General features: G+C 67.1%; 32 protein-coding genes. 26 read left to right on the top strand and 6 right to left on the bottom strand.

The genetic code is table 11. The features are described from left to right. Positions 1-524: 524 nt before the first annotated feature. Positions 525-1,550 carry a hypothetical protein gene (locus LOZ83_RS22920; RefSeq protein ID WP_236793295.1) on the top strand — a complete coding sequence of 342 codons (1,026 nt, stop codon included), beginning with the start codon at positions 525-527 and terminating at the stop codon, positions 1,548-1,550. 4 nt (positions 1,551-1,554) lie between these two features. Here the strand turns inward: LOZ83_RS22920 and LOZ83_RS22915 are convergent, their stop codons facing one another. Beyond that, positions 1,555-2,445 (bottom strand): 1-aminocyclopropane-1-carboxylate deaminase/D-cysteine desulfhydrase, encoded by an 891-nt coding sequence (locus LOZ83_RS22915; RefSeq protein ID WP_236793293.1) that lies wholly within the window; start codon positions 2,443-2,445, stop codon positions 1,555-1,557. 485 nt (positions 2,446-2,930) lie between these two features. On the opposite strand from LOZ83_RS22915, the gene LOZ83_RS22910 reads away from it, so the two are divergent. The 7 genes from LOZ83_RS22910 (at position 2,931) to LOZ83_RS22880 (ending at position 8,737) form a co-directional block, all read left to right on the top strand. After that, complete coding sequence (locus LOZ83_RS22910; RefSeq protein WP_236793291.1) at positions 2,931-3,107, top strand: hypothetical protein; 177 nt, start codon at positions 2,931-2,933, stop codon at positions 3,105-3,107. Positions 3,108-3,178: 71 nt separating this feature from the next. Further along, entirely contained in the window at positions 3,179-4,222 is a 1,044-nt protein-coding gene (locus LOZ83_RS22905; RefSeq protein WP_255824796.1) for a replication-relaxation family protein, read from the top strand. Positions 4,223-4,605: 383 nt separating this feature from the next. Next, positions 4,606-4,989, top strand: coding sequence for a hypothetical protein (locus tag LOZ83_RS22900; RefSeq protein WP_236793286.1), 384 nt, complete (start codon positions 4,606-4,608; stop codon positions 4,987-4,989). 128 nt (positions 4,990-5,117) lie between these two features. After that, the gene (locus LOZ83_RS22895; protein ID WP_236793284.1) at positions 5,118-7,229 is read left to right on the top strand and encodes a recombinase family protein; all 2,112 of its coding nucleotides are present in this window, start codon (positions 5,118-5,120) and stop codon (positions 7,227-7,229) included. Then, positions 7,168-7,461, top strand: coding sequence for a type II toxin-antitoxin system Phd/YefM family antitoxin (locus tag LOZ83_RS22890; RefSeq protein WP_236793282.1), 294 nt, complete (start codon positions 7,168-7,170; stop codon positions 7,459-7,461). Before LOZ83_RS22895 ends, LOZ83_RS22890 begins: the two co-directional genes overlap by 62 nt. Then, on the top strand, positions 7,458-7,721 hold the full coding sequence (locus LOZ83_RS22885; RefSeq protein ID WP_236793280.1) for a type II toxin-antitoxin system RelE/ParE family toxin: 264 nt from the start codon (positions 7,458-7,460) through the stop codon (positions 7,719-7,721). The genes LOZ83_RS22890 and LOZ83_RS22885 overlap by 4 nt, the downstream gene beginning before the upstream one ends. 470 nt (positions 7,722-8,191) lie before the next feature. Further along, a complete protein-coding gene (locus LOZ83_RS22880; RefSeq protein ID WP_236793278.1) occupies positions 8,192-8,737 on the top strand; it encodes an HD domain-containing protein in 546 nt (181 codons plus the stop codon). 314 nt (positions 8,738-9,051) lie between these two features. Here LOZ83_RS22880 and LOZ83_RS22875 read toward each other — a convergent pair whose 3' ends face one another. After that, complete coding sequence (locus LOZ83_RS22875) at positions 9,052-9,798, bottom strand: DUF4145 domain-containing protein (RefSeq protein ID WP_236793276.1); 747 nt, start codon at positions 9,796-9,798, stop codon at positions 9,052-9,054. A 216-nt stretch (positions 9,799-10,014) separates the two neighbouring features. Between LOZ83_RS22875 and LOZ83_RS22870 the strand changes: the two genes are divergently transcribed. Beyond that, positions 10,015-10,875, top strand: a complete 861-nt coding sequence (locus tag LOZ83_RS22870; protein WP_236793274.1) for a GNAT family N-acetyltransferase — start codon at positions 10,015-10,017, stop codon at positions 10,873-10,875. On the opposite strand, the gene LOZ83_RS22865 is transcribed toward LOZ83_RS22870, so the two are convergent. From LOZ83_RS22865 to LOZ83_RS22850, 4 genes are all read right to left on the bottom strand, one after another. Next, positions 10,857-12,230 (bottom strand): asparagine synthase-related protein, encoded by a 1,374-nt coding sequence (locus LOZ83_RS22865; protein WP_236793272.1) that lies wholly within the window; start codon positions 12,228-12,230, stop codon positions 10,857-10,859. The two genes, LOZ83_RS22870 and LOZ83_RS22865, sit on opposite strands and share 19 nt — an antisense overlap. Positions 12,231-12,507: 277 nt before the next feature. After that, positions 12,508-13,446: an NAD(P)-dependent oxidoreductase gene (locus LOZ83_RS22860; RefSeq protein WP_236793270.1), complete on the bottom strand. Its 939-nt coding sequence runs from the start codon at positions 13,444-13,446 to the stop codon at positions 12,508-12,510. 19 nt (positions 13,447-13,465) lie between these two features. Beyond that, positions 13,466-14,317 carry a GntR family transcriptional regulator gene (locus LOZ83_RS22855; protein WP_236793268.1) on the bottom strand — a complete coding sequence of 284 codons (852 nt, stop codon included), beginning with the start codon at positions 14,315-14,317 and terminating at the stop codon, positions 13,466-13,468. A gap of 288 nt (positions 14,318-14,605) precedes the next feature. Further along, positions 14,606-14,761, bottom strand: a complete 156-nt coding sequence (locus tag LOZ83_RS22850) for a hypothetical protein (protein WP_236793267.1) — start codon at positions 14,759-14,761, stop codon at positions 14,606-14,608. A 30-nt stretch (positions 14,762-14,791) separates the two neighbouring features. On the opposite strand from LOZ83_RS22850, the gene LOZ83_RS22845 reads away from it, so the two are divergent. The 17 genes from LOZ83_RS22845 to LOZ83_RS22765 all read left to right on the top strand — a co-directional run bounded on the left by LOZ83_RS22845 (position 14,792) and on the right by LOZ83_RS22765 (position 22,897). Then, positions 14,792-15,091 carry a hypothetical protein gene (locus tag LOZ83_RS22845; protein ID WP_236793265.1) on the top strand — a complete coding sequence of 100 codons (300 nt, stop codon included), beginning with the start codon at positions 14,792-14,794 and terminating at the stop codon, positions 15,089-15,091. Further along, positions 15,091-15,432 (top strand): hypothetical protein, encoded by a 342-nt coding sequence (locus LOZ83_RS22840; protein ID WP_236793263.1) that lies wholly within the window; start codon positions 15,091-15,093, stop codon positions 15,430-15,432. Before LOZ83_RS22845 ends, LOZ83_RS22840 begins: the two co-directional genes overlap by 1 nt. After that, positions 15,429-15,599: a hypothetical protein gene (locus LOZ83_RS22835; RefSeq protein ID WP_236793261.1), complete on the top strand. Its 171-nt coding sequence runs from the start codon at positions 15,429-15,431 to the stop codon at positions 15,597-15,599. The genes LOZ83_RS22840 and LOZ83_RS22835 overlap by 4 nt, the downstream gene beginning before the upstream one ends. Beyond that, on the top strand, positions 15,596-15,772 hold the full coding sequence (locus LOZ83_RS22830; protein ID WP_236793259.1) for a hypothetical protein: 177 nt from the start codon (positions 15,596-15,598) through the stop codon (positions 15,770-15,772). The genes LOZ83_RS22835 and LOZ83_RS22830 overlap by 4 nt, the downstream gene beginning before the upstream one ends. A 159-nt stretch (positions 15,773-15,931) precedes the next feature. Further along, on the top strand, positions 15,932-16,267 hold the full coding sequence (locus LOZ83_RS22825) for a hypothetical protein (protein ID WP_236793257.1): 336 nt from the start codon (positions 15,932-15,934) through the stop codon (positions 16,265-16,267). Beyond that, on the top strand, positions 16,267-16,473 hold the full coding sequence (locus LOZ83_RS22820; RefSeq protein WP_236793256.1) for a hypothetical protein: 207 nt from the start codon (positions 16,267-16,269) through the stop codon (positions 16,471-16,473). The genes LOZ83_RS22825 and LOZ83_RS22820 overlap by 1 nt, the downstream gene beginning before the upstream one ends. 21 nt (positions 16,474-16,494) lie before the next feature. After that, positions 16,495-16,683, top strand: coding sequence for a hypothetical protein (locus LOZ83_RS22815; protein ID WP_236793254.1), 189 nt, complete (start codon positions 16,495-16,497; stop codon positions 16,681-16,683). Between the two features lie 119 nt (positions 16,684-16,802). Continuing rightward, positions 16,803-17,165 (top strand): RRQRL motif-containing zinc-binding protein, encoded by a 363-nt coding sequence (locus tag LOZ83_RS22810; RefSeq protein ID WP_236793252.1) that lies wholly within the window; start codon positions 16,803-16,805, stop codon positions 17,163-17,165. Next, positions 17,162-17,335, top strand: coding sequence for a hypothetical protein (locus tag LOZ83_RS22805; RefSeq protein ID WP_236793250.1), 174 nt, complete (start codon positions 17,162-17,164; stop codon positions 17,333-17,335). Before LOZ83_RS22810 ends, LOZ83_RS22805 begins: the two co-directional genes overlap by 4 nt. Positions 17,336-17,342: 7 nt before the next feature. Then, positions 17,343-17,594, top strand: a complete 252-nt coding sequence (locus LOZ83_RS22800; RefSeq protein WP_236793248.1) for a hypothetical protein — start codon at positions 17,343-17,345, stop codon at positions 17,592-17,594. Further along, the gene (locus LOZ83_RS22795) at positions 17,581-17,943 is read left to right on the top strand and encodes a hypothetical protein (protein WP_236793246.1); all 363 of its coding nucleotides are present in this window, start codon (positions 17,581-17,583) and stop codon (positions 17,941-17,943) included. The genes LOZ83_RS22800 and LOZ83_RS22795 overlap by 14 nt, the downstream gene beginning before the upstream one ends. Further along, positions 17,943-18,158, top strand: coding sequence for a hypothetical protein (locus LOZ83_RS22790; protein WP_236793244.1), 216 nt, complete (start codon positions 17,943-17,945; stop codon positions 18,156-18,158). Before LOZ83_RS22795 ends, LOZ83_RS22790 begins: the two co-directional genes overlap by 1 nt. Next, positions 18,155-18,370: a hypothetical protein gene (locus LOZ83_RS22785; RefSeq protein WP_236793242.1), complete on the top strand. Its 216-nt coding sequence runs from the start codon at positions 18,155-18,157 to the stop codon at positions 18,368-18,370. The genes LOZ83_RS22790 and LOZ83_RS22785 overlap by 4 nt, the downstream gene beginning before the upstream one ends. Continuing rightward, complete coding sequence (locus LOZ83_RS22780) at positions 18,367-19,530, top strand: hypothetical protein (RefSeq protein ID WP_236793240.1); 1,164 nt, start codon at positions 18,367-18,369, stop codon at positions 19,528-19,530. The genes LOZ83_RS22785 and LOZ83_RS22780 overlap by 4 nt, the downstream gene beginning before the upstream one ends. After that, positions 19,527-21,743, top strand: a complete 2,217-nt coding sequence (locus LOZ83_RS22775) for an ATP-binding protein (protein ID WP_236793238.1) — start codon at positions 19,527-19,529, stop codon at positions 21,741-21,743. Before LOZ83_RS22780 ends, LOZ83_RS22775 begins: the two co-directional genes overlap by 4 nt. Before the next feature lie 210 nt (positions 21,744-21,953). Continuing rightward, positions 21,954-22,145 (top strand): hypothetical protein, encoded by a 192-nt coding sequence (locus tag LOZ83_RS22770; protein WP_236793236.1) that lies wholly within the window; start codon positions 21,954-21,956, stop codon positions 22,143-22,145. A 107-nt stretch (positions 22,146-22,252) separates the two neighbouring features. Next, positions 22,253-22,897, top strand: a complete 645-nt coding sequence (locus LOZ83_RS22765) for a hypothetical protein (RefSeq protein WP_236793234.1) — start codon at positions 22,253-22,255, stop codon at positions 22,895-22,897. Positions 22,898-23,063 lie beyond the last annotated feature (166 nt).

Here is a 23,063-nt window from a genome sequence, read left to right as displayed (position 1 = left end):
GCCAAGCGCACCGGCTCGCACGGCCACGCCGCCCCACAGCTCTCGCAGGTTTCGGTGCCCCGTCGGGCGGCGTGGATCACGAGGTAGAGGATGGCGAGGCGGTAGAGCTGAGCTGGTTCCGGCACGCGGGGCTCGGCCCGAGGCGTCAGCCGATTGCGGCCTCGGTGCCAGCACGGCGGGACGGGGAGTGGCCGGCGTTCGGCCGGTCGTACGGTCATGGGTCCGCTCGCTTTTCGGTCTGGCGGGTTGGTTGGAGCAGCGCCCGGCACCGGGGAGGACGAGCCACCATCGGGCTTGGGGCAATGCGGGAAAGGAGGCCCCGATCCGTGGCTCTTCTCGAACGGGCGCGGTACGACCCGGTGCCGAGCGCCTGAGACCAGAAAACAGCAGGTCAAGCGGCCAAACCACCCCGCGCAGCCGTGATCTTGGCAGACAAAGTATCCCTGTTGGACAGGGAGGAATTGTGCGATGCTGGCGGGCGGGTATCGTCCGCGCGATCCACGGGCGGCAAAGGAGGGGATGCCATGCCCACCGCGACACGGAGCGTCCGCCAGGAACAGCGGCAATTGTCGGCCGAGCTGCGCAACCAGTCAAAGACATGGGTGGAGGTGGCGCACGTCTTCGGCGAGCGTTACCGCGTCAACATGAGGACCGCCTTGCGGCTGGCTCGGGGCTGGAGCCAGCGCCAGGCGGCCGACGAGTGGAACGAGCGCTGGCCTGCTGATGCCAAGACGTTCAAGAACTTCTCCTACTGGGAGCTGTGGCCGGCCGACACCGGCCACGCCCCGTCCCTCGAGGTTTTGGGCAAGCTGGCCGAGCTGTACGAGTGCCGTGTGGCCGATCTCGTCAGCGACGGAGCCGATTTCCGCCCAGCCGACAGCGCGCACCGGCAGAGCCAGCAACTGGCCGTGCTCGACGACGCGACAGGCGACCATGCGATGCGTGACTTCGTGGCTCAGCTCGACCACATCGACGTGCACGAACTCGCGCAGATGGCGACGGCCTGGGCGCAGGGCAACCGCCACGGGGTCAGCCGCCGGTCGCTGCTGCTGAAGGTCAGCGCGGCGTTGTCGCTTGCCTCGGCCAGTCCTGCCCTGGCCGACGACACCGAGGCCGACGCCGCAACGCGGGCGGCGCGTCCCGCCGACGACTTCTCCGGCATCTGGCACAGCCGCTACGTCTACCCCAGCACCGGCCGCGGCAAGACATTCGCGGGCGAGCACTACGTCGTGCTCCGCCAGCAGGGCACGCGGCTGATTGGCCAGAGCCTGCCGCACTCGCTCGGCTCGCGGCTGCGGCTGGAGCTGGCCGTGGACAAGTCGGTGGCGACTGGCACTTGGCGGGAGCAGACCTCGCCGACCGGCTACTACAAGGGCGCGACCTACCACGGCACGGTGCAGATGGTGGTCGATCCGGCCGGCCGCCGCATGAGTGGCATGTGGCTGGGCTTCGGCCGTGACTTCACCATTAACAGCGGCGAATGGTCGCTGAGCTGGTGCGAGGCGGGCGCATCGAAGACGGCCCAGCGGGCCTACTACGACAAGGCTTAAGCCGTCAGCTCAGCACTGCCACGATGGTCGTGCCAGGCGCGAACGCGCCGGAGGCGATGCGATCGAAGAGGCCGTACATCATCTTCGCCTCATACACCCAGTCGAGCGTGATGGCGTCACGAGCCTCGAAATCGCTAATGAAAGCGTCCAGCTCAGGCGTGCGCTTGGCGTAGCCGCCGAAGTGGAATTCGTAGTCGATGGCCCAGTTGTCGGTCTCGTGGCTGAACGCCTCGTGCTGGAGCCGCCGCACCTCGTCGTCCAGGAACCGGCCGCCCTTGAGGACAGCGAAGCCGAGTGCCCGCTGGCCTCCGGTCAGCCCGGCCGCGATCCCGGCCACCGTGGTGCCCGTGCCGCAGGCGCAGCAGATGACGTCGAACTCCGTCTCGATCTCGCCGGGCAACTCGGCGCAGCCCTGCACGCCGGGGCCGTTGCTGCCACCCTCCGGCACCACGTAACAGGGGCCGAATTCGTCGGTGAGCTTGGCCAGGACGTCGCGCTCGGCCTTGCGTCGGTACGTCGCCCGGTCCAGGTACGTCAGCTGCATCCCCCGGCTGACGGCGTAAGCCAGCGAGTCGTTGAGCCGCCTATGTTCCTCGCCACGGATGACCCCGATCGTCTCGAAGCCGAAGTAGCGACCGGCCGCCGCTACCGCCCGCAGGTGGTTGGAGTACGCCCCGCCGAACGTCAGTAGCCGCGTGTGACCCTGGTCTTTCGCGGCCGCCAGGTTGTATTTGAGCTTGCGCCACTTGTTGCCCGGGATCTCCGGATGGATCAAGTCGTCGCGCTTGAGGTAAAGCCGAACGCCATGGGCCTGCAGGCGGTCGTCGCGGACCTCGCACAGCGGTGACGGCAGGACAATCGCGAGCGCCTCGCCATCCCGGTCACTCGTCTCCATGAACCCAGCGTAGTAACGAGGCCACGGGACCAACGGCCCAGCGCCATCGCTCGTCGACCCCTGACGGCGGGGCAAGTCGGGTCACAACCTGGTCACAAGCGGTCGGTTGGTGTCGAAAATCGAGCCGTAAATCGGCTTCTTGCCATGTAGGTGCCTCCCGGTGCGGTCGAGGGGGCGGTCATGTGCAGTACGGCAGGAGATCACGACCTGGTCACGGCTGGCTGGGTTGGTGTCGAAAATCGGGCAAAAAAATCGGCCTTCTGTCGTGCAGGTGTTTCCCGGCATGATGGAGAGGAAGGTCGATCATGGTCATCGCTGGCCGGATACCGACGAGGTGTTATCAGCACCCAGCTGGTCACAGGGATAGCACGTTTCCATCAACTTTCGATCGCCGCTGTCAAATTTGGGCGCGAAATCCGGAGTTGAGGGGTGCCTGGGATCTCCCGGCTCCTCTACACGGAAAGCGGTGGTGATCATGGTGGACGGTGGCAACCGTGCTGGTGGCGGTCGCGTGGAAGCTGCGTCTGACCTGGCAGTTGGTATGGCGTCTGGGGTGGCGCGGCCTCGGCGTTCTGAATCCGCCGGCCCAAACGCCGAAGCCGCGGATACTAAAGCTGCTGGTCAGCGATGGTATCGGCGGGAGCGGACCGAAGGCCGACTGAGGAATGATCCTCACACATCTACACATCGTCAGGCGCGCAGTGGCCGGCGGGCAGGGGAGCCGGACGCAGCGCTGTGGTTCCGCCTGGTCGACCGGGACCGGCGACTGCTGGCGCTGCTAGCCGAGCACAAGGTGCTGACCACCAACCAGATCGCTGCGATCGAGTTCGCCTCCGTGCGGCGCGCGCAGGACCGGCTACGGCGGTTGCGCGAGCTGGGCGTGGTGTTCGCGTTCCGGGAGTCCTATGTGAACGGTGGGACGAGCCAGACCCGCTACGCGCTGGGCTACCTCGGTGCTCGGCTGATCGCGGCACAGCGGTCGGAGAAGCCGCCGACGCCAAAGGCGCACACTGAGCGCCTGGAACGGCTTGCGTTCTGGCCGAAGCTGGACCACCAACTGGGCGTGAACGACTTCTTTTGTGCCCTGGCCGAGCACCGCAATCCGGCCCGCGGCGACATCGGCCGTGACGCGGTAGGCCGGTTGACACACTGGTGGTCGGAGAAACGATGCACGGAGTTCTTCTGGACCGGGACCCATGAGACCGTGCTGCGTCCTGATGGCTACGGTTGCTGGGAGGAGCACGGCCGTGCGGTGCGGTTCTTCCTGGAACACGACACCGGTACCGAGTCCCTCTCGAAGGTCACCAGCAAGATCGGCGACTACAGCGACTTTCCCACCGACCAGTTCGGCATCGTGCTGTTCTCGGTGCATTCAGCCAAACGGGAACTCGCGCTGCGGACGGCGCTACGCCGCGCGGTGGCGGGGAACGATCCGCGGTTGGTGATCGCTACCGCGGCCCGCGACCACGGCCATCCGGACGGTCCTGCTGGGGTGATCTGGGCGCTGTGGACGCCACGTGACAGCGGCAGCGTTCCGCACCGTTATCGGTTAGCTGAATTGCCCGAGCGCGGTCCCCAGGTCGACTACGGCGCAGCTGGTACTGAGCAGCCGTACAACGATGCAGCCTTCGCTCCCAACGATCGGACGATCTTGGGTCGCCTCGGCATGAGCCTGCCCGAACCTGTCGCGCCTGCGCCCGCTGACGACGACGTCGCCCTTTATGACGACTCCGATGACGTGTACGGCGCTTCACCAGACCTGCGCTGGAGCGCTTGAATCCTGCGACCGTTGGGAGGCAAACGATGACGACCTAACCACGACAGACACCGACCACGGCCCGCCGACCTTCGCAGGAGAAGATGCGGTCGGCTATGCATAGCAAAGAAATCTGGACCTGACTCGTCGAGCTGTCCATGCGCAGCACCGAGACTCCCGGCGAGACCACCGAGACGACCTGTCTCGCTCGTCTCGTGACGGTCTCGGCCAGTCTCGGATGGACAGTGAACGGGTCCAGTCAACCGGTGATCGCTGGCCCTGGCAGGTGCTACGGCAGTCGGGGAGTCGAAGCGGCAGGTGGTTGCGGCAGCCGATCCTTTCCAGTGTCCAACAGCGCACCCTCGGGTGTGTCCACGGCTGGAGAAGGATCTGCTGATCGACGGTTGTCCGATGACCGCGACCGTGCCCGTGACGCCAGCCGTGAGCTGGCTCGCGGGCTGCCGGAGGCAGCCATGCACGCCCACGACAGCACCCCGGAAAACGCCGAGAATGAACAAAACGCGATAGTAATTCCACTACCACGGAAATACCTCGGCGAGAACATCGAAAGCCAGCGGAAGACCGGCGCTGACCAGCAGGTTTGGTGGTATGATCAGAGAAGGAAACGCAACAATAATCGTACCTATTCGGGCCATATCAAGTATGTCTACGGTGCGGAAGCTGATCGGGTGCGTGGCGAACTTGCGGCCGTGATCCGTGAACTTCTCGACTGGTCCGCCCGCCAACACGCCGATGATCAGTCCATTGAGGATGGTGACGCTGCATGACCTCGGATGACGAGGTGACCGTCAATCCAGCACCGCCCGCGTTGACACGACGGGCCACGTCGCTGTCGGCGACGGTACCGGTGTCTGGGCCGTCCGGGTTGTCCGACTATGCGGTCTCGCCGCTGGGGATGCCGGTCGCGTTGCTCCGGGACGAAGTCCGGGTAGCGTTCCTCGGCCGTACGTCCACTGAGGACCAGCAAGACCCGCGGCAATCCCTGCTGCGGCAACTCGGGAACTGCAAGACCGCGATCCCGGAATCGTGGGTGATCGTCGCGCACTTCTACGATGTCGAGTCCGGTCGGATGGAACTGGAAGCGCGTGGCCACGGGGAGAATTACGAACGGTTCGCCATCCCGGTCGCCCGCGATGGCGGTGTTGCGGACCTCCTCGACGAGGCCCCGCATCCCGGCCGCCGGTTCGACGTGGTGGTCGCCGAGTCCGTGGCCCGTGTGGCTCGCCGCGCCTTCGAGGGACTGTCGATCGAGCGGCAGTTGGAGCGCGCCGAGGTGCCGTTGTTCGCCGCCAATGAGCCGATCACTCTGACCGGCAGCCGAGCGCAGCGGATTTTGCAGCGGCGGATCAACCAGTCGGTGGCCGAGTACGAAGTCCTCAACACCCTCGAACAATCCTGGGGCGGGCTGTGCACTCACGTGCGCGAGGGCTGGAACATCGGCAAACCCCCGTATGGCTACAAGGCCAAGACCTTCCGGCACCCCAACCCGACGAAGGCGGCCAAGGGACAGACCAAGACCCGGCTGGAACCCGACGGTGTCCGCGGTGAGACGGTCACCCAGATCGCGCTCTGGCGCTACCACGAAGAACTCGGCTACGACACGATCGTCGAGCGGCTCAACGCCGATCTGGTCAAGTACCCGCCGCCGGAGCCACCCGGCAAGAAGCGGGCGCGCGGGGCGTGGGGTAAGACGAGCGTGTACGAGGTGCTGAAGAACCCGAAATACACCGGTTACCAGGTATTCAACCGTCGCGCTTCGCGGTCCCGCCACGGCAAGGTCAACGACCCGGTGAAGTGGGTATGGTCCACCGAGCCCGCCCACGAACCGCTGATCCCGAAGTGGATGTACGACGAGATGACCGCCCGCCGCCAAGCGCGGCGCGGCTCGCGCGACGGCAACGCCAAGAACACCCACCCGCAGACCAACCGCACCTACGTGCTGCGAGGCATGGTGTTCTGCGGATGCGGACGCCGGATGTTCGGCGGCGAACGTCACAACGCCGCCTACTACCTGTGCTGGCCACGCAACAACAACCGCGGCCGGCCCGACAAACACGCCGGCCACCCGAAGACGGTCTACCTCCGCGAAGATGCCTTGCTCGACGCGGTGTCGAGGTTCTTCGCCGACCGAGTGTTCGGTCCCCAACGCCGCGAGACCTTGGCTGCCGATCTCGCCGGACTCGATCACCGCGCCGCCCGCGAGCGCCAGGCCGAACGGGAACGCCTGCAGCGCGTGATCGCCGACGTGGCACGGCGGCAGAACACGATCCTGCGCCAGGCCCAGGACGGCGACCCCGACGATCCATTCACCAAAGCCCTGCGCGGCACCTACAACGACCTCGAAGCCGAACGATCCGCCGCGCTCGCCGCCACCGCCCAACTTGATACCGCCGACGAAACCGAACCGGGCCGTCCCAGCGAGACCGACGTTGCGCTGCTGGACGCGCTCCCGTACCTGGCGTTCAACCTCGCCGCTGCACCCGAGCCCCTGCTCCGCAGGTTGTTCGAGATCACGCAGCTCACCGTCCGTTTGCACGAGGACAGTGATCACGTGACCATCACCATCAAGCTGCCCGCCGACCAACTACCCGAAATCACCCACGCGGCAGAAAGGATCAACCAAACCATGACCACTACACAAGAAACGCCTGCTCAGACGGCAGGCGGGGCTTGTGTAGATGCTGTACGTGCCCCCGGTGAGATTCGAACTCACACTGGACGGGTTTTGAACGGATCCATGAACCGTCCAGTGACCAGGGTAAATCCGTCCTGCCTTGCCAGCGAGGCCGTGAGGAGACCGCGTTCCGACGTCGAGGGCGTACAGACCGTGTTCGTGGCAAGCTCGCGCCGGCCCGTAACCACACCTCGCAGACCAATCGCCGTCGGTGTTACGAGGGCATATCGAGAGGCTTTTGTACGTCTCGTACAAGCCGTACTATTGAGGTATGACTGCTGCATACGAGCTGGGGGACGACGCGACCGAGGTCCCGGTCAGCGACGTGCGTGAACACCTGGCAGACCTGCTGGACCTCGTGGATCGCACCGGTCGCCGGGTGTACGTGACCAAGCGAGGTCGCCGTGTCGGCGCGCTGGTGCCGGTCGCGGATGCCGAGCGTTCCGAGGCCGAAGAAGATGCGTACTGGGGTACGCGCGCTGGGCGCGTGATGGAGTCCGGCGAACCCACCGTGCCGTGGGATGAAGCCGTGCGGCTGCTGGAGACTGGGGCTATCGACGAGTGAGCTACTCGATCGAAATTACCCGCGAGGCACTGCGGGCACTCGCAAAGCTCGACAAGCCGATCCGCCGTCGCCTGCAAGCAGCGATCGACAAACTCGGTAGCGAGCCACGGCCCCACGGGGCGCGGGCCTTACAAGGGCTCAAGGGTGCGTATCGGGTGCGCGTTGGCGACTACCGCATCGTTTACACGATCGACGACGGCCGCCTGATCGTGGTCATCGTCGACCTCGGACACCGACGCGAGATTTACCGCAACCCCTGAACAGCAGCAATGCCGAACGCGATCCACCGAGGGGCGTCCCCTTACCTGCACGTTCAGGTCATACCGAACCGCACCCTGATGGACAGGGGCGACCGTAGGGATCACGACATACGACCTCGCAGAAACCGGATCCGCCGAAGCTCTCGGCGACGTGGCCGGCCGAACGTCACAGGACGGGCTCGCTGACGCCTGGCAGCGCTACCTGTCTCCTGCCGCTACCTCCGCTACCTCGCAGGTCAGCGCGGTAGCGGATACGGGGGAGGTAGCGGATACAAGCGCTACCTCCGGAGCGTCACCACCCATCGCACGCAGTGGGATAGCGGATGTAAGCGCTACCCCCACCGTATCCGCTGCCCGTTTGAGCTGCGAAGTCGCGCAGGTGGCGGACGAGTCTCGACCGCACACACCGACGCGATTGCGCAAGTTCAACGACGCAGGATCCACAGACAGGAGACGGTACGTTGCTGGGTATGGCCTCGATCGAAGACGCACGCGTGGCGGCCGAACGACTGGTTAGCCCTCTCGGTAGGCGCTGGCACCACGTGCAAGCTGTCGCAGCGCGGGCGAGTGAGTTGGCGCGAGCTGTGCCATCGCCGGATCGGGAGGCACTCGTGCAAGCTGCGTGGCTGCATGACATCGGATACTCACCCGAGATTGGGCACACGCGTTTCCATCCGTTGGACGGTGCCCGCTATCTGCGAGACGAAGGGTGGTCGAGGCAGATCGTTAATCTCGTTGCACACCATTCGGGTGCTCGTTTTGAAGCCGTTGAGCGCGGCCTCAGCTCCGAACTCGCCGAATTCCCGTTCGAAGACAATCCGGTTCTCGACGCCCTCGTATGGGCCGACTTGACCGGGCCAAGTGGTCAGCCCCTTTTATTTGAGGATCGCATCTCGGAGATTCTTGAGCGGTACCCCGAAAGCGATCCAGTCCACCAAACGTGGCTGAAGGCGGCCTCCGTAATGCGTGAGGCGATCAACCGAGCTGAAGAGAGGCTTGCGCGGGCATCAGCCTAAATATGGTTCGGTTCGCTCTCTATCCAGAGCGTGCGATATCCGTAAGCGCATTGACGGATGCATGTTCAGTTCACCAATCTCGCCCGGCTCGATCCAACGAACCGCTTTCGTTTTGAACGGATCCGGGAACCGTCCAGTGACCTGGGCATATGCGCCAGCCTGCCCACGCGAGGCCGCGCGGAGGCCGTGAAGAACGTCGGCCGGAGCTCATGAGGTGGCTGGCGCGAGTTAGTGCGTGCGGAGGGCAGCCGAGTGAGGGCCGGAATTGCCTTCGCCCGTTGGACGCCCTTAGGCTTCGGACAAGTACAACAGAGCTAACTTGAGGTGCTTCGTCCGTCCTTCGCTGCGTCACGAGTGGCTTGGAGTTGGGCCTGGATGCCAGGCGGCAGCTTGGCCCAGTATGTGCTGGTAGTTTTCGGCTTGGTGATTAGTTCGTCGACCAGGTCGTTTGCAGTGTCTAACAGCAGTTCTAGCAGCTGCGGCCCTTCTTTGTCGTCGAGAGCCAACACAACCAGTTCTGCTGGATCGTCCTCGACATGGAGGGCCTTGTTTCCGGTGACTCGCACGACGTCCAGCATTTCAGCTACCGGAGGGCTTACCCTGCCACGGATCCGCTCAATACGGTGGTCCAGCTTGTCCGCCTTCCTTGGCGCATCCGGATCCAAAAGCTTGATTAGTCGCTCGACGGTGGCGCGCGCTAGCGCAGCGCCCGCGCGGCGAGACACTGGAGCGACCGAGGCAGCCTCCTCGTAAAGGTCCCGGACCTCGCCTGGCATGTCCGGGTGAGGCGGCCCCCCGAGCTGCGCTCGGGGATAGATCATCGTGTCATTCCTCCACACCGACGGCAGCTCACACTGCTGGCAGACGGCGTAGCGCCAGATGGTGACTATCTGAGTCCCGCTGTTTGAGACTGGAATGCGCTTATATTCATGAGCTTCCAGTGGGAACCATTTTTGGTGGGCAAAGTGGCCGCATCGAGGACAGTTGAAACCGTTCTTATTTAGGCTGGGACGATGATCATCGCGTGTCGTTTGCTTGTGCGGCCGTTCCTCCTCTGTCATGGGCAGACCGTAGCCCCCGGGCACCTACTGGTTCGGCCCGGCGCGCCGAAGGGGTACGGGGGAGGTCTGACACGGTTTCTGACCTGAGTGTCGCGCCATCTGTCGCATCGCGGGTACTCGCTGACCTGCGGTACCAGTGCGGGACCGTCGGTTCGGACCTCCTCATCCGTATGCTTGTTTGTTGTCGCATGTTGGCCAACCACGTAGGGAGGGCATGTGGGGACCACCGTCACTGAGTTCGTGGTACGGCCGCTGGAGGCCGCCGATCAGCCTGCGACGCTCGACCTGATCAACGCCGACCGGTTGCCCGGGCAGCCGGAGGTAACTGAGTCCATGCTGGCTGACGCATTGGCAGGCCGTTCCTCCGTGGATACCGGGTGGTGGGCCGACCTGGACGCGCCTCGCACGGTCGTGGCGACCGACATTGCAGGCCAGGTGGCTGGGGCAGCTTCATTCGCGACGCGCGCCCGCGACGGTGCCGGGCTGATCTTGTGGTTGCACGCGCGGGAGAACCGTGTCGCGGTCAAGGCGTTGCTGCGGCACATGTTGAACACGCTGCACGGCTGCCGGGTGATCGAGGCGTTCAGCTTCGCCACAGCGCTCGGGTTGGGGTTGGAGGCCCTGCCGGTGCGGCACCGGCCAGTGACCGCCGCAGCCCTGATCGATGCCGGGTTCACCAGCAGTGACCTGTGGCGGTACATGGGGCGTAGCCTGCCGGCGGAGCTGCCCACCGCGGCCGGGGTGCGGATCGAGGCGTCGGAGCTGGGCATCCGTGAGCTGGCCCTGCTTGACGGAGAGCGCACGCTGGCGCAGGCCACCGTGGGCGTTCCGGTGGCTGGTATCGGGGTGTTGTGGTGGATCAGCAGCGATCCGGACCTGCGTGGTCGCGGGCACGGGCGCGCGATGCTCGGCTCCGCATTGCAACTGCTCGGCGAGCTGGGCGCCCGCGAGGTGATCCTGTTCGTCGACGACGACGAACCCGGCGGTGAGCGCGACCGGACCGCGGCGGACCGCCTGTACGAGCAGAGCGGGTTCGTCGAGTATGACCGCCTGCACTCCTACCGGCTCGAACGCTGAGCGAATTGGGCCTTGAGGCCAGGGATCAGCACTCCGGCATCGTAGGCGCCGACGAGCCAGGACTCGACCGCCAGCACGTTCATCCGCACCGCCGTGTCCAGCTCCTCCGCCGCCAGGACACTGGGGTCGAGCAGGCCAGCTGCAACCGCGAGTGGCGCGTGCACCGGTGCGGACACCGCAGCAGCGAGCGCCTGGCGGTAGTACTGCTTGCGCGTGGGCAACATCGGCTGCGCTGCCGGTGGCAGTAAGCCGACCACTGCGGCCTTGCACCGCTGGTAGGCCGTGGGCAGCCGGTGGTCATAGCGGTCAGTGAGGGGCATGGCGAGGGCGGCGGACACCAACTGCGGATGCAGGAACGGCGATGCCTCCGGCACCGTGCCAGCAGCTGGGAGGTAGCTGCGAGGCCACAACGAGTCATAGGCGTCCGCCGCGGCCCAGCCACGCCGCTGCTCCTGATGGGAGGTGAGAGTGCCGGTCACCCACCGCTCGGCACGAGCCAGCGCGGGCTGTCGCCAGGGTTCGGCGACGACCGGCGAGATCGACGGAGCGCACCACTGCGGCCAGTTCGCCGCCCAGTACCAGCGTGTCCGCTGCCGCGTCGGCAACATTCCCGCGAGCATCGCGACGGCCTCGCCCGGCCAGCCCGGACCGGACCGGCGGGAGTCACCGAGGTAGCGGGCTGCTGCACGGACCCCACGGGCTCGGAGCAGCAGCAGGGCGGCGAAGCGAGGTATCGCCAGCAGCTCGTCTGCACCATTACCGGACAACAGCACCCCGACCCCCGCGTCCGCCGCAAGCGCGGCCACGGCAGCGTTAATGGCGGGCAAGGGGTCCAACCGTGGTCCGTGCGGCGACCATGCCGGGGTCTCGGAGCAGGCCGCCGGGTCGAGCACCACCAGTTCGACGTCCGGCGCCAGAGCTGCGAGCAGGCGGCGAACCACGTCTGCCGCGGGCACGCCGCTGTCGTCGACGAGGTTGGTACAGAACGCGATCACTCGTCGGCGGGGCCGCAACGCGGCCGCGTGCAGCACGACCGCCAACGAATCCAGCCCGCCGGACATCGTGATCCCTACCGCGTCGGCGTCGGCACACAACTGCTCGACGACGTCGGCGAACACCTGGTGCACCGGGAGTGGTGCTGCGGCCGGCTTCGGCAAGGGCCACACCGTCTCCACGCCGCGCCAGGGCGTCGGAGCGAACTCCCCGAGCAACCCTGGACCGGTGAACAAGAAGGCCAGCGCGGCCAGATCTACCTCCGGCCGCGGCCCAGCAGCTGCCTCCGGCGACTCCAGGACACGTCTGTCCGCGATCGAGCGGTACAGCGGCCGCAGCGTCGCGTCAGGACCCGGACTCACCGATACCGGAGGGCACGCAGGCCGCGGGCGAGATCCCGCAAGAACGCCCACGCCGAGCGGCGATCGGACTCAGCCAGGCGCCCCTTCACGCCACGCCCATGCTGCCCGTCGCCAGGATGCGATTTCGCCGACACTACAACCCCCATGATCGACCGACCCTCCGATAATTACCGGTCGGCCTGCCCCACGCCATCCGCCATGCCAGTGATCCCGCCCGTGTTCGGCTACCGTCCAGGTGATGCGGGAAAGCAGGGTTGACCAGGGCCGAAAGGTTCCTTCATGTACGCGGACGCGGACGGGTCGTCACCAGGTTGGAGGGCATCTCACCCGACAGGAAGGCGTTGATCTGCCCGGCCGCGACGGTGTAGCAGAGCACGTTCGTGCCGGGCACCGTGCGCGCCATGTGTGGACTGATGATCGCGCCCGGGCATTCCCACAGGACGTGGTCTTCCGGGAGTGGTTCCGGGTCGATGACGTCGAGTGCGGCGCGCAAGCGGCCCGCCTGTAACTCGGACACGAGTGCGTCCGTGTCGACGATCTTTCCGCGGCCAGCGTTGACGATTAGCGCGCCGTCCGGCATCGCAGCGAGGAATGCCTTGTCAACCAAACCACGCGTCTGTTCGGTGAGGGGTGCCGTGATCACCACGATGTCGTGGTCCGGCAGCAGTTCGGGCACCTCGTCCGGACCGTGTACGCCACCGCGCGCGCGGCTGGCCACCAGCGTCGGGGTGGCGCCGAACGGCCGTAGTCGTTCGGCGACGACCGACCCGATCGCGCCGGCACCGAGAATCAGCACACGGCGTCCGTCAAGCGTGTTCGCGGTGACGCGCCGATGTGCCCAGGTGCGCTCGCGCTTGAACTCGACCAGCGCCGGCCACTGGCGGTAAAGGCACAAGATCGCCGACAGAACCCACTCCGACACTGGTCCAGCCTGCGCACCGCGTGACGTCGACAACACGATGTCGGCGGGAACCTCAGCAGCCCATTCATCGGCGCCTGCCGAGAGCAATTGGACCATGCGTAAATTCCGGAGCTGTTTCAGCAATTGGATCGGCCGATGGCTGCTGCGATATGGTGGAATGAGGATGTCGGCGTTGCACTTTTCCGGCGGCAGCGTCGAATTGGGGTCGTAGGTGACGATTTCCAGGCCGCCGATATCGCCGAGCAACTCGGCTCCGACTTGGTCGTCCTGTTCCTCGCTCAGGAGCACGCGCACTGGTCACCTTCCTGCTGTGCTATTCGGCCTCGCTTGCCCGAACCTGTTCGATCAGCTCACGCGCCTGTTCCTGCAACGGGCTGCTGGACGCGGAGTTGTCGACGACGACGTGCGGAACCGGCGGACGTAGATCGAGGTCGATTCCAGCTAGGTAGCCTGACCAGTCGGCGATCTTGGCGGCGTCACGCGCCGCGCCGCGGTGTCGCACGTAGGTGTGCATGGTCTCTGCGTCGCAGTAGAGCCATACGAATGTCGTCGTCGCGCCGAAGTCCGAAGCTGTTGCCTGCACTCGGCTTACCCACGCAGAATCGGCGAACTCTCGTATGAATGGCGCTGTGACAACCGAACCATTCCCGCATTGCAGGTTCTCTGTCATGGAGTTGATCAGCGCCTCGTATTCACGCGGTCGAATCGTGGCCAGGTAGTGATCCGATTCCCGGTCGTACGGTGAGTAGCCAGCCGACTCAAGCGCGGCCTCGACAACCGGCCGCGTCAGTGTGTCCTTGTCGAGAAGCGCCCAGCCGGTTTCCCGCGAAATAATCCGTCCAAGCTCGGTCTTTCCGCTACCCGCGTATCCGCCGACGAACACGACATGCGGCGTGGCCGACCGGGGCCGGACGTGTACTTGTTCCGGCACTCGGACTACTCGCCCGGCCCGCGGCTTGCTCTCGATCAAACCTTCCTTGGCGAGGATGCCCATCGCGTCGTTGATCACCGGCGTGCTGACGCCCCACTCCTGTGCGAGTTCACGAGTCGAGGGCAGTCGTTGACCATCTCGTAGGACGCCGGCCTCGATGTCGTTCCGGATGTTGCGAGCCACCTGCAGGTGGAGCGCTTCCGAGCGGTTCACAGACGAACGCGGGCGCGTCATTCGGGGTCCTCTCTGGGGCGGCTACCTCTCAGAGGCTACCAGATGGGAGCCAAGTTTTCCCAGGTAGACGTACATCTCTCGAAAAATCTGGGCGCTACCAGTTGACTCATGAAGCTCTCAGTTGTTAGCTTCGTGGTGTCCGGCACCACGGGGCCTGACCAAGGGGTGGCGCAGGAAATCGGCAAATCCCTCACCGTCGCAGCTTGTGTTCTTTGACAATTCCATGTACCCGGCCTGGCTCGGAGAAAAGCCAGGGGCGGACAGGTAGCTAAGCCGTAAGCGACCCGCCTAGTCCGTCGCCCTGATGTATTCAACTGGGCAAAGTTCAGCATTGATTTCGGCTGATGAAACGGCGTTATTGCTGGTCATCCGGCCGAATGCTTGCGGGTGGCGCGACGCGTTGAGTGTCGCGCCACCGCAGGCAAATTCGTTTTCCCAATTCATTTTACGAAGTTTCTATTTCGAAGGATTCATATGGAACAGGATTTGATGGAGGGCCCGGTTTTGGTGGCCTTCCGGTTGTCTGAGGAGCGGGCCGCTGAGGGGTATTTGGCGGCGCGCCGGGAGATGGTCGCCCGGGCTACTCGGGTCGCGTCGGTTCGCCGCCTGGTTGCCGAGCAGCGGGTGCGGGCGGACTACCGGTCGGCGTTGCGGGCGGCTGAGGCCGCGTACCGGACTGCGGAGGAGCGCACGGAGTTGGCGTTCGAGCGCTGGCAGGTGGCGCAGCTGCGCACGGATGCCCGTTGGACCGAGACGTACGGGAAGGCCGCCTGATGAGGAACGCACGTATCGCCGGCCGTGACGCCGCTGAGGCGCTGTCTCTGCTGCTGGATGAGGACATTGCGACGGTCGCAGAGGAGGACGCGGTGGCCGCTGAGGTTGCCGAGATCGACGCTCTGGTCCGGATGGAGTTGGGGGAGGAGGCCGCGGTGCTGGACGCGGTGATCGAGCAGGCCGAACGCACCTGGGCCGGTGTGGATCAGCTGGAGTCGTTCCGGTTGTCGCGGAACCTGACCGATCCGGTGCGGGTACGGCGGGGTGCCCGGCGGGCGGGCCGCGTGGTGTTGCGGTCGTTGCCGGTCCGGCTGGACGTGCTGGGCGGTGAGGCGGCGTGAAGGAGGTCAAGGCTAAGCGGCTCAAGGCCGGTGACCAGGTCATCGGGGCGGACGGCGAGGCGACGACGGTCAGCGACGCCTACCGGCTCAACGGTCTGGTGTGGCTGGAGCTGACCAATGGCCAGTCCGGGGCCCGGGGGCCGAACGACACGGTGGTGAAGCCGTGACGGCCCGCAAGGTGGTTCGTCCTCGTCCGGTGGAGCCGTTGAGTGAGGAGGAGTACCTGGCGCGCTGCGATTGCCGCTGCACGCGGGTGCGGGGGACACATCCGGCGGGGGTGTGCGGCGCGGCGGAGGAGATCCTCGCCCAGCGGGCGGCCCGGCAGACGGCGGGTGGGTGAGCGGATGTCGAAGCGTACTCGGATACAGGCGCAGTACAACGTCGAGCCGAACACGCGCCCGGGCGGGACCGACGAGGTCCGCTCGCGGGACCCGAAACGCCCGCCCAAGCGGGTCTTCACGGCCCGGGCCAGTCAGCAGCGGCCCCCGGGAGGGCGGCCATGACCCGATTCCTGTCCAGTGACCCCGGCGCGGCGGCCCGAACCGCCAAGAACGCGCTCGCCGTGCCGGGACTTCCCCACCAGCCACGACAGCATTCGAAGGGAAGGACACCCATGGTGTCACAGACATTGCTCTCCACCGCGTCCCGGCGTACCGGCTACCGCACCCAGCTGTTGGAAGCACCGGTGGCGATCATCGCCCGCCGGCACCGCGAGGGGCAGAGCGTCGCGCAGATCGCCGGCTATCTGCGCGGGCAGCTCGGTGCGGAGAACAAGGTCACGGAGCGCCCGTTCGTGGCGTGGGTCATTGCCGCCGTCGAGCGGGGTGAGGCGTGATGGGGATGTTGAAGACGCTGGCGAAGGCGTGGGACGCCTCGACCGACTGGGGCGCGAACGTCGGCCAGCCGCGCGTGGTCAAGACCACCGGGTGGATGCCCTCGCATCTGTGCGCCGTGTGCGGCAAGAAGGCCACCAGGCGCACCGACGGCGTGTCGCACTGCACCCGAACCGCCTGCCTCCGCGACCTCGGCGACCTGATCTGACCAAGGGAGGGAAACCCAGACATGGCAAGCAAGTTTGGCTCGCGTAACTGGCGCACCGAGTACGCCACCGACAAGTCCGGTCATCTGCTGTCCGCCAACGAGTACGGGGAGTTCTCCGTGGTGTGGAACCACGAACTCGCCGAGGAGTTGGCCCGCTTCACCACCTACGAGGAGGCGGTGCGCTGGCTGCACCGCCGCGCGAAGAAGTGATCGGCGTGACTGGCAAGGAGAGCAAGAACCCGCGCACACGCCGCCAACAGGTTGTGACTATCCATGATGGACATTCCTTTGTGGTCGCCCTGTGCCGCGGGCACCGGGAAGGGTTACCGGTGTTCGGGTGGGGCGAGGCCCCGTCGACGCTGCTGACTCGTACCCAGTTGCGGGAGGCCGGGTTGCGTCCTGGTGGGGCGGATCCGGTGGCGTTGTTGGTGTTCCGGCATTTCAAGCCGTATGCGCACGAGACGGTGACCGAGCTGTTCTCGGTGCACCGAGCGAAGGAGCGGCGTGTGCCGAGCCCGGCGCAGCGCGCCGCGATCGCCGCGGCGTTGCGGGCACGCCGGACCTGCCGGACCTGCCGGGTGGATGTGGGCTACTACGTGCCGACCTCCACGGGTGAGTGCTGGAGCTGTGAGGGCGGCGAACTGGCCGACCCGGACCCGATGACCGAACTCGCCACGGAGGTGGCCGCATGAGCAGGAATATCACGCTACTGCCGAAGAAACACACTATGCGCAAGCTCCTGCTGGGCTTGGGGTTGGTCGCGCTGCTGGCGTGGGTGATCAACCAGCCGCATCAGGCCGCGAATGCCGTGCACACGGTGGTGCACGGGGTGTCGGTGTTCCTCACGAGCCTGGGCGGGTGAACCACCGATGTCCATTTTCGAGGTGTTGGAGCGGCGGGGGACGTGGGTCTTGGTCAAGTTCGCCGCGCTGGGGGTGTTCCTGTTGCTGCACCTGGTTCGGATTCCGCTGGTGCTGCTCGCCCGGGTGCTGGAGGTGACCCTGCGCCGTCTCAACGGGTTCGCCGCCCGGCAGGCCACTGCGGCACCGCGCGGCCCGGTCAACCAGTTTTTCCCGCCTAGCACCGGTTTTCGAGGGGAGGCCGTCGATGTCCACACCTGAACACCAGCCCACCAACACCCCCGGGACCGGGCCGACCGGCCACAACGGACACACCGAACCCTCGACTGACGTCGAGGCCCGGCAGGCGGCTGAGGTCACCCTGTATGGGCGTGTGGTGAACCCGACCCGCACCACCCGGACGGTGTCGTGGCTGGGCTGGCATGCCCTGGAACTGTCCGGTGTCCTCGCACCGGTCGGGTTCGCCGCCACAGTGTCGCCCTGGTTCTCCCTGGTCTCCGTCCTGGTCGCAGCGGGGTGGGCGGCGAACGAGATGCGGCAACACCACCAGCAGTCCCGAGGCACGGCCGTTGCCGAGGAGTCCACTGAGGACGGAAAGGCGGATGCGTGATGAGCCACTACCTGACCAAGGCGGCCGAACTGCTGGAGAAGGTGTCGGCCGACAACGAGAAGCAGAACGGGAAGGGCTACCCGGCTCTCTTGAAAGACGGCCGGATGGAGGTTGCGCACGCCTATGCCCTGTTGGCGGCGATCGACAAGGGACTCCTGCCGGAGCAGGCAGCCGAAAACCTCTGCAGCCGTCTCGCAGGAGGTGGGGCCGGATGACCCGGATCGCTGATATCGCCGGGACGTGGACGGTGCTGGTGACCACCCCGGCCGGGGAGACCGTCGCCGCCGGGAACTGGCCTGACCTGGGCGAGGCCCGCGGGTGGGCACGAGACCTCAACCAAACGAGGCTGGCGCTGGTACGCGGAGTGTTTCCCCTCGTACTCGCCCGTGACCTGCGAATCGAGCTGGAGAGGGGTGTGTGGGGATGAGCTGGGCTGAGGAACGCCGGGCGAACAAGCTGACCGAGGCGCAGATCCGACGCGAAGAGGCCGCCGCGGCGGCGCAGGTCCGGATCGCGGAGCGGGCTGCCGCCGCGGCGCAGCGCCGCGAGGACGAGCAGGCGCGTGCCGAGCAGGCCCGGGCGGACAAAGACCGGCGGGGCGACACCCGCCGGGCGCGGATGTCGGCAGTGCGGTCCTGGCTGGCCGAACGCACGGTGGAGCTGCTGATCTACCCGGTGGCGCTGTTGTCGTTCGTGCTCGCCGCCCCGGCCATGGCCGTGTGGGGGCGTGATGTGTACGGCAGCGGGCTCGGGGTGCTCCTGCCGGGCATCACCGAACTCGGGATGTGGGCATTCGCGATCGCCGTGCTGGTGTCGCGGCGGCGACACCCGGAGCGGCCGGTGGGGTGGTTGCAAGCCGGGGTCGGGGCGTTCGCCGCGGTCGCGTTCGCCGCGAACCTGTTGCACGGGCTCGAGTCCCGGTGGGAGTTCGGCGTGGTGATGGGCGTTGTGTCGGTGGCCGGGGTCGGGGCACACCAACTCACCCTGGCCACCCCGCTCCGCTCCCGCACCGAACGCACCGCGGCGCGGATCGAACGGGCCGTCGCCCGGAAGGTCACCCGTGTGCGGCGGGCCGCGGTGCGGCACGCCGTGGCGGAGATCGCCGCGGACGGTACTGCCCGTCTCGTCTTCGCACCCGGCCGCTATGTGCTCGCCCACCGTGGGCGGCTGGAATCGGCGATCGTGCCGGGTCTCCCGGTGGCTGGGGAGTCGGCCGACTGGGACCGCGAACTGGCCGACCTCCTGGCGGTGCAGGGTGCCGCGACGGCGACCGGGCAGGCCCCGCAGGTCGAGGGCGACCAGAGCGACTCGACCCCGCCCGCACACGGCGGGGTCGCCACCCTCGATCCCGATCAGAACACCGGGTCTGACCTGCACGAGTCGACCCCCACCCCACCGAAGAACACCCCGCGGATCGACCGGCGGCCGGGCCGCTCGTTCGACCAACTCCGCTCCGAGCTGGCGACGGCGGTCGAGGCCGGGACCGTCGACCCGGGCTCGGCGGAGTCGATCCGTAAGACCCTGCGCTGCTCGGCGGCGAACGCCCGCCGGTTGCGCGACGACCACCGCGAGGGAGACCGGAAGTGACCACGAACCAGGAGCACGAACCCGACGGGGAGTTGGCGCGGGTGCACTATCTGCCGTCGCGTCGGGGCGAGTCCGCGCCGGCTGTGTCGGATGCGGAGGTGATCGAGGGGGAGATCGTCACCGACGCCGACTACAACGCCCGGCAGCGGGAGCTGGCCAAGGCCCGGCTGGCGCTGTATCGCAAGGACGCGGTCACGGTCTACCGGGGTGTGCGCACCGCGGTGACCCACCAGCACGCGAAGACCGTCTACCGGCATGTGTCCTATGTGGCCGGTGGTACGGCGATTGTGACGAAGCGGGTGTGGGAGTCGCGCACGAACGCCCGGTACGAGCGGATGATCGCCACGTTCGAGGCCAGCCGGGAGTGGGACCGGCTGGAGGAGTGGGAGTGCCGCGCCGAGCAGGCCCGCGAGCGTCGCCACAAGCGGCGCATGGACTGGTTGCAGGCCCCGGGCCGGCTGGCCAAGGCCGCCGCGGTCGGGATCGGCACGGTGACGGTGTTGCTGCTGGTGTTGGGGTTCGTGCTGGCGATCGCCAGCCGGGACGCCGGGCTGATCCTGGCCCCGATCTCCGGGGTCATCAGCGTGATCAAGTGGACGTATTGGCTGGTCGTCGGGTATTTCTCGTTCCTGGTCGGTGGGTTGAGCCTGCTCGCGGTGACCTACCTGCACGGGGTCGGCCGCAAGGCCGGCAAAGCCCCCTCGTGGACGGTGCCGCTCGCCCCACGCGGTGAGGTGGTCAACCTGACCCCCTCGATCGTGGTCGCCGCGCTGCGTGACCTGGGGATCAAGCCGTTGCGGGACGCGATCAAGGACGACGCGGATTCCGGGGCCCGGATGCTGGGCATGATCACCCCCTACGGGCCGGGTGCGCAGGTGGAGATCACCCTGCCGCCGCAGGTCACCGTCTCGCAGCTGATGCGGGTACGGGAGCGGCTGGCCGGGAACCTCGACCGCAAGGAGCACGAGGTGCACATCGAGTGCAGCCCGGACTCCGAGCGGGTGTTCACCCTGTGGGTGGCGCACTCCGGCGCCCTGGACCAGGCCGTTCCCCCCTCGCCGATGCTCGCGGAGGACTTCGGTCCGGTGGACATCTACCGCGACCGGATGCCCTGGGGTGTCGGGCTCAAGGGCGATGCGATCGAGCTGAACCTGTTGCAGCAGCACCTACTGCTCGCGGGGTTGTCGAAGCAGGGCAAGACCGCCGCCGCCCGGGCGCTACTGCTATGGATCTCCCTCGACCCCACCAGCAAGATCTGGCTCGCCGATTTGAAGGGGTTCGGGGACTGGTCGATGTTCGACGGGCTCGCCGACACCCTGATCGAGGGCGCCGGGGACGAGAACTTCATCGCGACCTGCGACATGCTCGAAGCCGCCGTCGCCGAGATGGGCCGCCGCTACGAGAAATGGCGGGCGATGGGCCGCAAGGGCGACATCGACCGGACATCCTCGCAAGTCGGGAGCGGGTTCGAACCGCTGTTCGTGGTGATCGACGAGGTGCAGAAGATCTACACCTGCGCCACCGAACACCCCGAGGGTGGGGAGATCGGCGGGGACGGGAAGAAGTCCCGCGCCGCCCGCGCCGCCCAAGCCCTGCACGACCAGGCCCGGGCGGTGAACATCCACTTCCTGGAGTTCGCACAGAACCCCACCAACCGCAACCTCCCGGTCCTGGTCCGCGAAGGCGCCATGATCCGCGCCAGCCTCTACGTGGGCACCGAGTCCATCGCCAAAATGGCGTTGGGTGAGGCGCCGGTGGACACCGGGGCCGCCCCGCACGCCCTGCGGGCCGGTCTGGACCGCGGCACCGTCGTGCTCGCCCCCGGCGAATCGATGGACCTGCCCGGCGGCGCCACCCACGTCACCGTGCGCACGCACTACATCTCCACCGAACAGGGCCACGACATCGCCGACCGGGCCAAGGCGCTGCGCACCCAGGCCCGGCCCGTGATCCAGCGGGACCTGCTCACCGACGTGCGTGCGGTCTGCGAGGAACACGACCAGGAGGCGCCGCGCGCCGCCGACGTCGCCCGCTGGCTACGCGGTCTCGACGCCGCGTGGAAGCCCTACCAGGACCTCACCGGTGAGGCCCTGGCCAAGCAACTCGACGCCTGCGGGGTCAAGCCGGGCAGCAAGGGCGGCTACGCCCTGGTGCGCACGGAGCGTGTCCGCCACGCCCTCGCCGAGCGCGACGTCACCGACGAGGACAGCTAACCGAAAACCAGGCCCCAGCCGGGGTCTCGGCGTCCCATCCACCCGGTCCACCCCATCCACCCTGGCTGTGTTTCAGCAGTTCAACCCGGGTGGATGGGGTGGGTGGATGTCCGGGTGGGTTTTCACCCGGCACTCGCGTATCCACCCACCCCGCCACCCAGCGATCCACCCTGCCCACAAATACCCGCAGTAACCAATGGAGGCACATCGATGACAGCCATGTTCGATTTCGGCGACGGGAATCTCTACGCGATCGCCCGCGACGGCGACGGCGCACTGTGGTCCATGCGCATGTTCGGCGGCGCCGCAGCCGCGCGCATCCCCGCCGACGCCACCGGCGCTGACCTCGACCTCGTCGAGATCGACGGCGTCACGCTCTGGCGCTACCAGCTCCCGGAATAACCAGGGGCGGCTTGAACCGCTGCCGGGCCGTCCGACGCGTCTCCGGGCGGCCCGGCAGCCCACCACCCACAGCCCTCCCGCACGGGCCGTTTCCATTCGGAGGTTCGATGACCACCCCACACAGTGATACTTCCGGCGGCTACCGCGAGGTCGCGTCCGCCGAGGGCGTGTGGACCCTCACCATCCGCTTCGACTGGCCGACCACGTTCCCGGCCCTGCACACCAGGCTCGCGGCCTTCGCCGTCGAGCACGCCCTGCCGGTCACCGCGTTCTGCCTCACCCACGACGCCGCGAAGGTGACCGGGGTCGTGCTCACCCGGGACCCGAGCATCACCCACGGCACCCCCGACCGGGCGCTGTGCGAGCAGGCCGGGGGAGCCCTCGTGTACGAGACCGGCTGGCGACCTTGCCCCACCCCACCACGGGACGCCGTGATGGTCGGACTCGGCTTGCGCGAGGGCTACAGCGTCCACGCGATCACCCACCACGAACGCGAAGTCCGCGCCCACCTCGCCCACCACGGCCGGGGCTGGACGGTGCAACCCGCCCGGCTCCTGTCACTCCGCCCACTGCACGACGGACGCGTGCAACGCCACCACGAACCCGCCGTCCTCATCCTCGCCCCACCGCGGCTACTACCCGCCATCACCGGCGTCGCGGCAGCGCTGCACCAACACCGGTTCGTCGTGCACCACCTGCCCGAAAACCGCACCTACGCGCTGCGCTGCACCACCACCAACACCGCGCCCTGAGACCCGGCGCCGCCGGGGCCGGTTGACTGCTGCCGGGCCGCCCGTCGACGCTCACCGTCCGAGCGGCCCGGCAGCCCCACCCGCGCCGCGGGTGGCCGCCCACCCACAGCGTCGCCTGGTCCCCGGTCACCGCAGTTCCGAGCCCGTGCCGCGGGTGTTTCGACTT

Origin of the sequence: Amycolatopsis sp. GM8 (assembly GCF_021653975.1) — a bacterium.
In the GTDB taxonomy this organism is placed as follows: domain Bacteria; phylum Actinomycetota; class Actinomycetes; order Mycobacteriales; family Pseudonocardiaceae; genus Amycolatopsis_E.
This window is presented reverse-complemented; position numbering and strand designations above follow the sequence as displayed.